This window comes from Streptomyces sp. NPDC102283, from assembly GCF_044766265.1.
Lineage (GTDB): Bacteria > Actinomycetota > Actinomycetes > Streptomycetales > Streptomycetaceae > Streptomyces.
Genome location: NZ_JBIWLQ010000018.1, coordinates 24,896 through 36,521 on the forward strand (window position 1 = coordinate 24,896; position 11,626 = coordinate 36,521).

Annotated in this window: 10 protein-coding genes; 7 read left to right on the top strand and 3 right to left on the bottom strand. The window is 71.8% G+C overall.

What is annotated here, in order from left to right; translation table 11 throughout:
* Nucleotides 1-34: 34 nt before the first annotated feature.
* Nucleotides 35-895, bottom strand: coding sequence for an NAD(P)H-binding protein (locus tag ACIRJT_RS29585; RefSeq protein WP_403914992.1), 861 nt, complete (start codon nucleotides 893-895; stop codon nucleotides 35-37).
* A 180-nt stretch (nucleotides 896-1,075) separates the two neighbouring features.
* On the opposite strand from ACIRJT_RS29585, the gene ACIRJT_RS29590 reads away from it, so the two are divergent.
* The 7 genes from ACIRJT_RS29590 to ACIRJT_RS29620 all read left to right on the top strand — a co-directional run bounded on the left by ACIRJT_RS29590 (nucleotide 1,076) and on the right by ACIRJT_RS29620 (nucleotide 8,735).
* Nucleotides 1,076-1,627 carry an SgcJ/EcaC family oxidoreductase gene (locus ACIRJT_RS29590; protein ID WP_403914995.1) on the top strand — a complete coding sequence of 184 codons (552 nt, stop codon included), beginning with the start codon at nucleotides 1,076-1,078 and terminating at the stop codon, nucleotides 1,625-1,627.
* A 352-nt stretch (nucleotides 1,628-1,979) separates the two neighbouring features.
* Nucleotides 1,980-3,017, top strand: a complete 1,038-nt coding sequence (locus ACIRJT_RS29595) for a hypothetical protein (RefSeq protein WP_403914998.1) — start codon at nucleotides 1,980-1,982, stop codon at nucleotides 3,015-3,017.
* A gap of 50 nt (nucleotides 3,018-3,067) precedes the next feature.
* Nucleotides 3,068-3,646, top strand: a complete 579-nt coding sequence (locus tag ACIRJT_RS29600; RefSeq protein ID WP_403914999.1) for a Uma2 family endonuclease — start codon at nucleotides 3,068-3,070, stop codon at nucleotides 3,644-3,646.
* A gap of 262 nt (nucleotides 3,647-3,908) precedes the next feature.
* The gene (locus ACIRJT_RS29605) at nucleotides 3,909-5,180 is read left to right on the top strand and encodes an aspartate kinase (RefSeq protein WP_403915001.1); all 1,272 of its coding nucleotides are present in this window, start codon (nucleotides 3,909-3,911) and stop codon (nucleotides 5,178-5,180) included.
* Nucleotides 5,177-6,250, top strand: coding sequence for an aspartate-semialdehyde dehydrogenase (locus tag ACIRJT_RS29610; protein ID WP_403915003.1), 1,074 nt, complete (start codon nucleotides 5,177-5,179; stop codon nucleotides 6,248-6,250). The genes ACIRJT_RS29605 and ACIRJT_RS29610 overlap by 4 nt, the downstream gene beginning before the upstream one ends.
* Before the next feature lie 272 nt (nucleotides 6,251-6,522).
* Nucleotides 6,523-7,185 carry a SigE family RNA polymerase sigma factor gene (locus tag ACIRJT_RS29615; protein ID WP_075025223.1) on the top strand — a complete coding sequence of 221 codons (663 nt, stop codon included), beginning with the start codon at nucleotides 6,523-6,525 and terminating at the stop codon, nucleotides 7,183-7,185.
* Nucleotides 7,182-8,735 carry a hypothetical protein gene (locus ACIRJT_RS29620; protein WP_403915006.1) on the top strand — a complete coding sequence of 518 codons (1,554 nt, stop codon included), beginning with the start codon at nucleotides 7,182-7,184 and terminating at the stop codon, nucleotides 8,733-8,735. The genes ACIRJT_RS29615 and ACIRJT_RS29620 overlap by 4 nt, the downstream gene beginning before the upstream one ends.
* Nucleotides 8,736-8,785: 50 nt before the next feature.
* Here ACIRJT_RS29620 and ACIRJT_RS29625 read toward each other — a convergent pair whose 3' ends face one another.
* Both ACIRJT_RS29625 and ACIRJT_RS29630 read right to left on the bottom strand, forming a co-directional pair.
* Nucleotides 8,786-9,691 (bottom strand): SURF1 family protein, encoded by a 906-nt coding sequence (locus tag ACIRJT_RS29625; protein ID WP_403915008.1) that lies wholly within the window; start codon nucleotides 9,689-9,691, stop codon nucleotides 8,786-8,788.
* Between the two features lie 51 nt (nucleotides 9,692-9,742).
* Nucleotides 9,743-11,584 carry a prolyl oligopeptidase family serine peptidase gene (locus ACIRJT_RS29630; protein WP_403915011.1) on the bottom strand — a complete coding sequence of 614 codons (1,842 nt, stop codon included), beginning with the start codon at nucleotides 11,582-11,584 and terminating at the stop codon, nucleotides 9,743-9,745.
* Nucleotides 11,585-11,626: the final 42 nt, after the last annotated feature.

Genomic DNA, 11,626 nt, shown 5'->3' on the forward strand with positions numbered 1-11,626 from the left:
ACGCGCACGGAAGTCTCCGGAACGCGCACGGAGGTCACCGGAACGCGTCGGCGTTCTCCTCGGCCCAGCGGCGGTAGGAGCGGGCGGGCGAGCCGGTGACCCGGGCCACGGTGTCGTGCACGGCCAGCAGCGCGTCGTTGACGTCGCCGCCCATCAGGTCGAGGACGCTGTCCGCGACCTCGCCCCCCATCATCGCGGCCATCGGCGGATACGCGTCCGCCCGAGTGACCCCGACGCAGGCCACCTCCCGGCCCAGCACCCGCCCCAGCTCACCGGCCTGCCGCCGCGGGCTGATCCGCTTCGGCCCGGTGAGCGGGTAGGTCCGCCCCCGGTGACCCGGCCCGGTCAGCGCCGCACGGGCCACCGAGGCGATGTCGGCGGGGTGGACGGTCGGCAGCCCGACGTCCGCGTACGGCACGCGCACCACGGATTCGTCGCGCACGGACCGCGCCCACCAGAGGGTGTTGGAGGCGAACTGGGTGGGCCGCAGGACGGTCCACTCCATCCCGCTCTCCCGCAGCCGGCGTTCGACGGCGAGATTCGTCCGCGCCGGGCCGAGGTGCGGATGGGTCACGACGGTGATGGAGGAGACCAGCACCACGTGCTCCACCCCCGCGTCCCGGGCGGCGTCGAGCACTCGGGCGTCGTCGCCGACGCCCGAGATCAGGAACAGCGAACGCACCCCGTCCAGTGCGGAGTTCAGCGACTCGGCCCGCTCCAGGTCGCCCTCCGCCACCTCGACCCCGTCGGGCAACGCGGCCCCGGCCCGCGCCGCGTCCCGGGTCAGGGCCCGGACAGGGGTCCCGTATCCGTCCGCCCCGTCCACCCCGCCCACGGACAACTGCCGTACCAGCTCGCGGCCGATGTTCCCGGTCGCACCGGTCACCAAAATCATCGCTGAGCGCTCCTCTGTCCGGTCATGGCCTGTTCGACGACGGGAACGCTAGGACCTCAACCGGCCTTGAGATCAAGCCGATCGGACCGGACCGCCGGCACTTGACCTCAACCACGCTCGAGGACCGAGGCTCCTGGTGAACGGCCGACACAACGGCCGCGCCCCGCAAGGAGATTCCTCATGAGCGCCACGACCCCCGCGACCACGACACCTGCCACCTCGACGCCCGCCACCACGCCCACCGTCATCGGCGTACCCGCCCCGCAGGAGGACGTGGACGCCATCGTCGCGTTCGTCGCCGGCGTGCAGCACGCCCAGCAGAACGCGCTGCCCGACGCCTTCCTCGACGGCTTCCGCGAGGACGCCATCTGGACCACGGCCCACGGCAAGCGGCTGACCGGCCTGTCGGAGATCGGCGCCTTCACCCGCAAGGTGCTGCCCCCGCAGGCGAACTCCCCGGTGACCGCGACGTACACGGTCGACCTGATCCTCTTCATCCGCCCCGACATCGCCGCCGTCAAGATCCGTCAGCGCCCGGCCACCCGGGACGGAGGCCGGTTCCTGGACGAGATCTTCCACGGCCACCAGGACCCCGCCGAGCTGATGTCCGCCCACCCCGAGGCGGTCCCCGGCACCCCGACGTACGTACTCGCCAAGGACGACGGGGTCTGGCGGATCGCGGCCGCGCAGAACACCCAGGTCCTCGACGTGGAGACGCTGACCGCGGGCTGAAGCGGACCGGCCGCGAACCCGCAGGTCCGCCCGAGGCTCAAGCCCCGAGCCTCAAGCTCCAAGCCTCAAGCCTTGAGCCGCGAGCGCCGGGCTTCGAGCTCTCTCTGTAGGAATGGGCGGTTGGGTTCAACCCACCCACCCTCCCTCCCCGGCCAGGTTTTGAACTGCGCTGCGGGCTGCGCGAATTCGACCGGAGGTGACGTTTGGTGACCAGGTTGCGCCGGAGCGTAGGCACGCTCTAGGTTCGCGATGAGCAACCCACTATCCGTAAAACGGACAACCCCGGTGGTGCTCGCAACACCGACCGGGGTCTGACCGTAAGAGATCGAAGCCTGCTAGAAAGGCGATCCCCATGGCTGCCGCCAACCTTAGTGCCGCCCTGCGCACTCCCGCCCACCCCATGGCGAAAGCCGGGTACGGAAAGCGTCACGCCCCCGACCAGGCCCCGCCCCGCGCCGACGACTTCGCCGCTCTGGAGCCGCGTGAGGCGGCCATCGCCGCATACGTCGACCGGCTCCCCGAGGGCGCGGCGATCGGCTACAAGACGCTCGCCGAGGAGCTGCCGGACTACGGGCAGCAGGCGTGCCGCAGCGCGCTCGATCTGCTGACCCGGGCCGGACACCTGCGGCGCATCAGGGTCCAGGTCACCCTGTCCGACGGCCAGATGCGCTGGGTGACGCGTACGTACTTCTCCCGGACCGCCCGCGACGCCGGCTGGTGGGCCGCCCAGGTGCGGTTCGTCCGGGGCATGGACGCGCCCGGCCAGCCCCCGGCCCCAGCTGCCGCCGGCCAGCCCCCCGCCCCAGCTGCCGCCGGCCGGGCCCCGGCCCCCGCTGCCCCGGAAACGGCCGGGGAGCCCGAGCCCGGCGTCCGGGCCCCGCGCTCGGAGGCGTACGACGTCCTCGCCGGGCTCGGCCGCCGCGAACCCCGGCTCCAGCTCGCCGAGGGCGACTGTGTGGAGCTGGAACACCTGGTCGGGGAGTGGCTGGCGCGCGGCGTCGGCCGCGAACAGCTCACCCGGGTCCTGACGTCGGGCCTGCCGACGCCCGTGCACTCCGCCGGGCACTTCCTTCGTAAGCGACTGGAGACCAAGATGCCGCCGAGCCCCGCACCCCGGCCGGAGCAGGACCACCCGGGCGAGCAGATCGTGGGCATGGTGATGATGTGCCTGTTCTGCGACGAGGACGAGACGACGACCACGCTGGACCACGGCGTGTGCTCCGACTGCCGCGCCGAGATCGCCCGCGACGAGGCGATGGGCCTGACCGGCGACGTCCCGGACACCTTCCTGGCCCGGCCGCGCGCCGAGGTCGACGTCGCCGCCCGCATGGCCGAACTGCGCTCGGCCACCGTCCGCCCGGTCCTCCCGGCCCCGAGGCCGCGCCGGTGAGCGTGCGGGAGATCCCTGTCGGGGCACCATGGAGGCGAGGAGGCGACGCCATGACCCGCAGGACCACCGCCCAGCCCCAGATGAGTACCGAAGAGTTCGAGGAGCTCGCCCGCCGAGCGCCCGAACTGGTGCGGCTGGAGTTCATCCACGGAAGGGTCCAGGTCAAGCCCGTGCCGAACGGGAATCACGCGGAGATCGTCAAGTGGCTGCAGAAGCTCTGCATGCAGCACCGACCGGATCTGTGGCTCTACCCCGAGCAAGGCATCGCCATCGAGACCTACCGCAAGGGCCGCGCCCGCCCGGACGGCGTCCTCGCGCCCGACGAGCACTTCGCCGGGGCGGGGGAGTGGGCGGCTCCCACCGGCGTACTGATGACCGTGGAGGTCACCTCCCGCGACGCCGACACCAACCGGCGCGACCGGGTCGAGAAGCCCGACGGCTACGCGGCCGCAGGCATTCCGGTCTACCTGCTCGTCGACCGTGAGGCGTGCTCGGTCACCGTCTTCACCGAGCCGGAGAAGGGCACGTACCGCTCCGCCACCACCCGGCCCTTCGGCGCGGTCGTCGAGCTGCCCGGGCCGGTCGGCTTCGCGCTCGACACCGAGAAGCTCAAGGAGTACGCCGACTGACCCTCCCGGCTCGCCGGACCTCGCCCGATCGTGTGGGCTGGTACCCGCTCGATCGTGTGTCCGGACGTGCCCGATCGTGTGGGCTGGGACACAAACGGGAGTGCTCCCGGGCTGTGCGGGCAGCAGCCCCGTACGAGCAGTTCGGGACGACACGCCGTACCGGGTGGTGAGCGGGACATCTCATCATCCGGTATGGACGGGTCTATTCCGGACTGCTCGTTAAACTGAGCCGACCGCAGTAATGACTGAGCGAGGAGCGCACGTGGGCCTTGTCGTGCAGAAGTACGGAGGCTCCTCCGTAGCCGATGCCGAGGGCATCAAGCGGGTCGCCAAGCGAGTCGTCGACGCCAAGAAGAACGGCAACCAGGTGGTTGTCGTGGTGTCCGCGATGGGCGACACGACGGACGAGTTGATAGACCTCGCCGAGCAGGTGTCTCCGATGCCTTCCGGCCGTGAATTCGACATGCTGCTGACCGCCGGCGAGCGGATCTCCATGGCCCTGCTGGCGATGGCGATCAAGAACCTGGGCCACGAGGCCCAGTCGTTCACGGGCAGCCAGGCCGGTGTCATCACCGACTCGGTCCACAACAAAGCGCGCATCATCGACGTCACGCCGGGCCGCATCCGGACCTCGATCGATGAGGGCAACATCGCCATCGTCGCCGGGTTCCAGGGCGTGAGCCAGGAGGGCAAGAACATCACGACCCTCGGCCGCGGCGGGTCGGACACGACCGCCGTCGCGCTGGCCGCGGCGCTGGACGCCGAGGTCTGTGAGATCTACACCGACGTCGACGGCGTCTTCACCGCGGACCCCCGGGTCGTGAAGAAGGCGAAGAAGATCGACTGGATCTCCTTCGAGGACATGCTGGAGCTGGCCGCGTCCGGCTCCAAGGTGCTGCTGCACCGCTGCGTCGAGTACGCACGCCGTTACAACATCCCGATCCACGTCCGCTCGTCCTTCTCCGGACTGCGCGGCACCTGGGTCAGCAACGAGCCGCAAGGGGACCAGCAGGTGGAGCACGCGATCATCTCCGGAGTCGCCCATGACGTCTCGGAGGCCAAGGTCACCGTCGTCGGCGTCCCGGACAAGCCCGGCGAGGCGGCCGCGATCTTCCGCGCCATCGCGAACGCCGAGGTCAACATCGACATGGTGGTGCAGAACGTCTCCGCCGCGACGACCGGCCTGACGGACATCTCCTTCACCCTGCCCAAGGCGGAGGGCCGCAAGGCCATCGACGCCCTGGAGCGGGCCAGGAGCACCATCGGTTTCGACTCGCTCCGCTACGACGACCAGATCGCGAAGATCTCCCTGGTCGGCGCCGGTATGAAGACCAACCCGGGCGTCACGGCCGGATTCTTCGAGGCGCTGTCCGACGCGGGCGTGAACATCGAGCTGATCTCGACATCCGAGATCCGCATCTCGGTGGTCACCCGCGCCGACGACGTCAACGAGGCCGTGCGCGCCGTGCACACGGCGTTCGGTCTCGACAGCGACTCCGACGAGGCCGTCGTCTACGGAGGCACCGGCCGATGACCGGACACCGCCCTTCGCTCGCGGTCGTCGGCGCGACCGGGGCGATCGGCGGTGTCATGCTCCGGATCCTCTCGCAGCACGCGGACGTCTGGGGCGAAGTCAGACTCGTCGCCTCACCGCGCTCGGCCGGCCGCAAGCTGGTCGTCCGCGGCGAGGAGAGCGAGGTCCTCGCGCTCGCCGAGGACGTGTTCGACGGCATCGACGTGGCGCTCTTCCTGGTGCCGGACGAGGTGTCCGCCCGCTGGGCCCCGATCGCCGCCGCCAAGGGCGTCGTCGTCATCGACGACTCGGCGGCCTTCCGGCTCGACGACGACGTGCCGCTGGTCGTCCCGGAGATCAACCCCCATGCCGCTCGGCTCAGGCCGCGCGGCATCGTCGCGTCCCCGAACTGCACCACGCTGTCGCTGATCGTCGCGATCGGCGCGCTGCACGCCGAGTTCGGGCTGCGCGAGCTGATCGTCTCCTCCTACCAAGCGGTCAGCGGTGCCGGCCGGGACGGCGTCGCCGCCCTGCGCGAGCAGCTGGCGCTGGTGGCCGGTACGGAGTTGGGCACCCAGCCCGGGGACGTGCGCCGGGCCCTGGGCGACAGCGCGGAGGCGACGGGGAGCCCGTTCGCCGCTCCCGTCGCCCTGAACGTCGTGCCCTGGGCCGGTGAGGACGCCGGGGACGGCTGGTCCTCCGAGGAGATCGCCATCCGCGAGGAATGCCGCAAGGTGCTGGGCCTGCCGGATCTGAAGACCACCGCGACCTGTGTGTACGTCCCCGTGATCGCCACGCACTCGATGTCCGTCCACGCCCGCTTCGAGAACGAGGTCGCCGTCGACAAGGCGCACGAGATCCTGGCGACCGCCCCCGGCGTGGTGCTTTTCGACAGCCCGGCGTCCGGAGATTTCCCCACTCCGTCCGATGTGGTGGGCACCGACCCCACCTGGGTGGGCCGCGTCCGGCGCTCGATGGACGATCCGCATGCCCTGGAAATGTTCCTTTGCGGTGACAATCTCCGAAAAGGTGCGGCTTTGAACGTGGTGCAGATCGCCGAATCGGTCGCCGCCGAATTTCCTCCGGCGTGATCGAATCTGTTTTGTAGGATCTGTGAACGCCCTATGAGTAATTTGCTGGTCTGAACCTCTTGAGCTGGGACGTTGTCGTATCCGACGATGAGTTCCCGGCCATCTGCAACCGCACCTCGGCCGGGCTGCGTCTATGCGGTCACTTCTTGCGTGGCCAGACGCGATGACGGGGCATTTGGGGAAGAGCAGGTACGTATGAGGGCATGTCGCACAGCGTCGAACGTGGCGCCGTACGCGTACAACCCTGACGGGGGGCAGCGTGTCCAACAGGCGTGGCAGAGGTTCTCGACATCACAGTGGTGGGCCCGTTGCGAGGCGCGTCGGTGCGTCCGCTCCGGCGGCCCCGTGCGCCCGGTGGCATGCCGGTGATCGCGCCCATGCCCGCCGCGCGCCCGGCACAACTGCCCTCGCAGCGCGGGGATGCTGAAGAGACGGTGGCAGCGGGAACCACGGTCGACCATCTCACCGAGACCTATCGGGCCCACTACCGCTCCCTGCTCGGCCTGGCGGCCCTGCTGCTGGACGACACCGCGTCCTGCGAGGACGTGGTGCAGGAGGCGTTCATCCGCGTGCACTCCGCGCGGAACCGGGTCCGCGAACCGGAGAAGACCCTCGCGTATCTCCGGCAGACGGTCGTCAACCTCTCGCGCTCCGCACTGCGTCGCCGCATCCTCGGGCTGAAGCTGCTCTCCAAGCCGATGCCGGACATGGCGAGCGCGGAGGAGGGCGCCTACGACCAGTTGGAGCGGGACGCGCTGATCAAGGCGATGAAGGGGCTGCAGCGACGCCAGCGCGAGGTGCTGGTGCTGCGCTACTTCGCGGACATGACGGAGGCCCAGGTCGCCGAGACGCTGGGTGTCTCGCTGGGCTCGGTCAAGGCGTACGGTTCCCGGGGTATCGCGGCGCTGCGCGTCGTGATGGAGGCCCAGGCATGAGCGGGCCCGAGCAGCGCGACGAGCCCAGGCACGAGAATGACCCGACGGGAAACGGAATTGTGAACCACGGGCCGGAGAAGACTCCGCACACCGATCCGGACCGCCCGCACGGCGGGAGCACGGGGCCCGAGCCGGGCGAGACTCCGGAGCCGACGTCACCCGCGCGGGTGGACAACGAGGCCGCCGAGGACTCCGACGAGCGGGACCCGGGGACGGCGGAAACCGCGGCGGACGCGGAGACGGCGGAAGCAGCTGCCGACTCGGAAACGGAGACTACTGCCGACTCGGTCACGGAGACCGCGGCCGACTCGGTCACGGAGACCGCGGCCGACTCGGTTACGGAGACCGCGGCGGATGCGGATACGGAGACGGACGCCGAGGCGGATCCCGCACCCGGTGAGGGCTCCGGCACAGCCTTCGGTACCGACTCCGCCGCCCCCGGCGCCGCCTCCGCCCCCGGCAGGGCCTGCGGGGCGCCGGGCGACGACGACCTCGCCGGCACGCTGACCGACCTCTTCGCCCGTGGCCGGGGCGCACCCGCCTCCGACGAGCTGGACGAGGTGGCCCTGCGCCGCATGCTGCACGGTGCGGTGCGGGAGCTGGCGCCCTCCGAGGGGACCCTCGACCACCTCCACCGCGCTGTCCCCGCCCGCCGGGCCAGGCGACGACAGGCCGTCGTCGGGGCGGCCGCGGCGGCCCTGCTGATCGGCACCGCCGTCCCCGCCTTCGTCCACGTCGCGACCTCGGACGGCCCGTCCGGCGCCCGCCCCGCCATCGCCGGACACGGCGAGCAGGCCCAGGGCGGCAACGGGGACGAGACCGGCCCCGATGCGCCCGGCCGGCGGACCGTGGAGCCCACCGAGCGGGAGAGCGAGGGCGGCGCGGGCGAGACCGACCCGGACCCCAGCCCCACCGAGGGCGAGGGAAGCGACCCCGACGGCACGGTGACGGGCGAGGCGACCGACTCCCCGAGCGCGGGTTTCGCCTCCCTGCCGGTCTGCGACCCGAGCCAGCTCGGCGTAGCCTCCGCGGGTACCGGCGCGCCGGGAGCCGACGGCACGGTCTACGGCAGCTTCAGGATCGCCAACGTGTCCGGCACGGACTGCACGGTCAGCAGCAACGGCACGGTGGGCTTCACCGCGATGGGCGCGGCCGACCCGCTGAAGATCGGCGTGGTCCAGCACACCGCGGGCGACGCGGCCCCCGGACTGCCCGACCCCTCGCAGGAGCCGGGCACGGTGCTGTTGAAGCCGGCCATGGCGTACGAGGTGCGGTTCGCCTGGGTGCCGACCGACACCTGTCCGGCCGTGGGCCCCTCACCGAGCCCGACCCCGTCCGCGGACGGTGCCGGAGGATCGGTCGGCGAAGGGGGCGCCGATCAGCCCTCCGGAGTCGACGCGCAGGCGCTGAACGAGGACGGCGGGGGCGCGGCGGAAGGCAGCATCGCCGTGACGCACACGCCGGAGACGGGAGCGCCCACCGCGGAGACGAAGATCCCCAACGCCTGTTCGGGCACGATCTACCGCACGGGCGTGCTCGCCACGTCGTAGTCCGGCGACCGGACGGGTCGTAGTTCGACGTAGTCCGGCGACGACGGGCCCTACGGGGCCGCCGGGGCCTTCCGAGCCGCCTCAGGGGCCCCTGAGGCCTCAGGGGCTGCCGGGTCATCCGGTGCCTCCTGCCGTGCCTCCTGCGTCTCCGGGGCCGTCGAGCCCTCCGGGGCCGCGGCAGGGTCCTCCGGGACGAGGCCGAGCGCGATGTCGCGCATGGCCTCGGCCTCGCGGCGCACCAGCCGGAACCACATGAAGAGCACGAAGCCGGCGAAGACGAACCACTCGCCCGTGTAGCCCAGGTTCTGGAAGGCCTTCAGATCGAGGCCGCTGCCCTCGGGGGCCGCCGCGGGCACCGGCTTCATCGCACCGCCCGTACCGCCCGCCTCGGGCTCGGGAAGCGTCACCCAGGCGTCGTACACGTCGTACGGCACGATGTTCACCAGGGTCGCGGCGCTGATCATGCCGATCTGGCCGCCCGGCAGCCCGCCCCGGACGTCCACGCCCTTGCTGCGGGCGTTCTCGGAGGCCTGGAGATCGCCGGTCACCGTGACCTCGCCCTCCGGCGCGGCGGGCACCCGGGCGCCGGTCGCGGACCCGGGCAGCCAACCCCGTACCACCGGCAGGGCCTTGCCGCTGTCCGTACGCAGCATGTTCAGGACGTAGAAGCCCCGGCGGTCGTCCAGCTCGCGGCCGGGCACCAGGAACTGGTCGGCGTACGTGCCGGTGGCGACGGCCGGGCGGCCGGACGTCACCTTGTCGACGGGCAGCAGCTCGTCCAGGGGTTTCGCGGCCCGGGTGCTGGGATCGGGGCGCTTCTCCGCCTGTTCGTGCGACTGCACGCGGTCCTCGAAGCGGCCGAGCTGCCACATGCCCATGAACACGCAGAACGGGATGGCCAGCACGACGAAGAGGTTGATCCCCCACCATCGCGGGGTCAGCAGGAACCGGTACACCCCTCAAAGGTACGGTTCCCCGCCCCGGACTCCCGGAGCGGGGTCCGCCATTTATTCGGCCTTTACGCCGGCATCGGAGCCCGGGGAGGCGGCGACGACGCCTCCGCCCAGGTGCTTGAGGGCGAACTCCAACTCCAGCCGCACCTGCTTGATCCGCTCCTCCACCACCAGCGAGCCGTGCCCGGCGTCGTACCGGTACACCTCGTGGACCGCGCCGCGCGCCGCCAGCCGGTCCACGTAGTTCTCCACCTGACGGATGGGACAGCGCGGATCGTTGACGCCCGCCGAGATGTAGAGGGGGGCGCGCACCGCGTCGACGTACGTCAGCGGGGACGAGGCCTCGAAGCGCTCGGGAACCTCCTCCGGCGTGCCGCCCAGCAGGGTGCGGTCCATCGCCTTCAGGGCCTCCATCTCGTCGTGGTACGCCGTGACGTAGTCCGCGACCGGCACCGCCGCCAGGCCCAGCGTCCAGGAGTCGGGCTGGGTGCCGAGCCCGAGCAGGGTCAGATAGCCGCCCCAGGACCCGCCCGCCAGGACCAGCCGCTCCGGGTCCGCGAGCCCCGACGTCACCGCCCACTCCCGTACGGCCGCGATGTCCTCCAGCTCGATCAGGCCCACCCGGTGCTTGAGCGCGTCCGTCCAGGCGCGGCCGTAACCGGTGGAGCCCCGGTAGTTGACCCGGACGACCGCGAAGCCGTGGTCGACCCAGGCGGCGGGGCCGGAGGCGAAGGCGTCGCTGTCGTGCCAGGTCGGCCCCCCGTGGATCTCGAAGATCGTGGGGAAGGGGCCCTCACCGGTGGCGGGCTTCTGCACGAGGGCGTGGATACGGCCGCCCGGCCCCTCCACCCAGGCGTCCTCGACGGGCACCGACGCCGGGGCCTTCGCGCCCGGCGGGTCCAGGACCACCGCGCCGCTGGTCGACCGCACCACGGGCGGCCGCTCGGCCGAGGACCACAGGTACTCCACGGTGCCGTCCGGGCGGGCCGTGGCGCCCGACACGGTGCCCGCGGGGGTCTCCACGCGTACGGGAGCCGGGGCCCCCGGCTCGTACCGCCACAGCTCGCTGCGGGCCTCGAAGCCGTGCTCGATGAGCAGCGCGGAGCCGTCCGGATACCACTCGGCCCCCACATCGCCCGGCAGGTCGACGGGCAGCGCGGTCTCCGTGCCCGCGACCGGGTCCCAGATCATCGGCTCCCAACGGCCCCGGCGCTGATGCCCGACGAGGAGTCGGGTGTCACCGGCCACCGGGGCGAATCCCAGTACGGCGAGCCCCAGCTCCTTCGTGCCGCCCTCGGTGTCGTCCAGCTCGGCCACCGTGGAGCCGTCGGGGCGCACCACGCGCAGCGCGGAGTGCATGGCGTCGCCGTGCTCGGTGTGCTCCAGCGCGATCAGGGTGCCGTCGTGGGAGAGGTCCCCGACCCCCGCGGACTCGCGGTGCCGGTAGATCTCGACGGGCTCGGCGCCCGGCGTCCGTACCAGGTGGATCGTCGTGCCGTCCTCGTCGGTCGAGCGGCCGATCACCGCCGAACCGTCCCGCCCGATGGCCAGGCCCGCCGGGTAGGAGGCAGCGAGGCCCGGGGCGGCCGGCTCGTCCTCCCCGCCGTCGAACGGCTGGCGCATCCACACCCCGAACTCGTCGCCGTCGGTGTCGCTGAACCACCAGACGGCCTCCCCGTCCGGCGTCAGCACGCCGTCCGTCGTGCCGTTCGGCCGGTCCGTGACCTGGCGCTGCCGCCCGCTCGACCGGTCCCACGCGTACAGCTCGTAGGTCCCGGTGGCGTTGGAGACGAACAGCGCGCGGTCGGGGGCGTCCTCGGCCCAGTCGGGCAGGGAGACGCGAGGCGCACGGAACCGCATCTCCCAGTCGGGCACAGCTGCTGCATCAGTCGTCATGCCTCCATCCAACCCGATCCGGGGGCCGGGCCCGTAACGGGA

Bases quoted from the DNA above. Each gene is read 5' to 3' on its own strand.
- ACIRJT_RS29585 (WP_403914992.1), bottom strand. From the start codon at position 895: ATGATTTTGGTGACCGGTGCGACCGGGAACATCGGCCGCGAGCTGGTA.
- ACIRJT_RS29590 (WP_403914995.1), top strand. From the start codon at position 1,076: ATGAGCGCCACGACCCCCGCGACCACGACACCTGCCACCTCGACGCCC.
- ACIRJT_RS29595 (WP_403914998.1), top strand. From the start codon at position 1,980: ATGGCTGCCGCCAACCTTAGTGCCGCCCTGCGCACTCCCGCCCACCCC.
- ACIRJT_RS29600 (WP_403914999.1), top strand. From the start codon at position 3,068: ATGACCCGCAGGACCACCGCCCAGCCCCAGATGAGTACCGAAGAGTTC.
- ACIRJT_RS29610 (WP_403915003.1), top strand. From the start codon at position 5,177: ATGACCGGACACCGCCCTTCGCTCGCGGTCGTCGGCGCGACCGGGGCG.
- ACIRJT_RS29620 (WP_403915006.1), top strand. From the start codon at position 7,182: ATGAGCGGGCCCGAGCAGCGCGACGAGCCCAGGCACGAGAATGACCCG.
- ACIRJT_RS29630 (WP_403915011.1), bottom strand. From the start codon at position 11,584: ATGACGACTGATGCAGCAGCTGTGCCCGACTGGGAGATGCGGTTCCGT.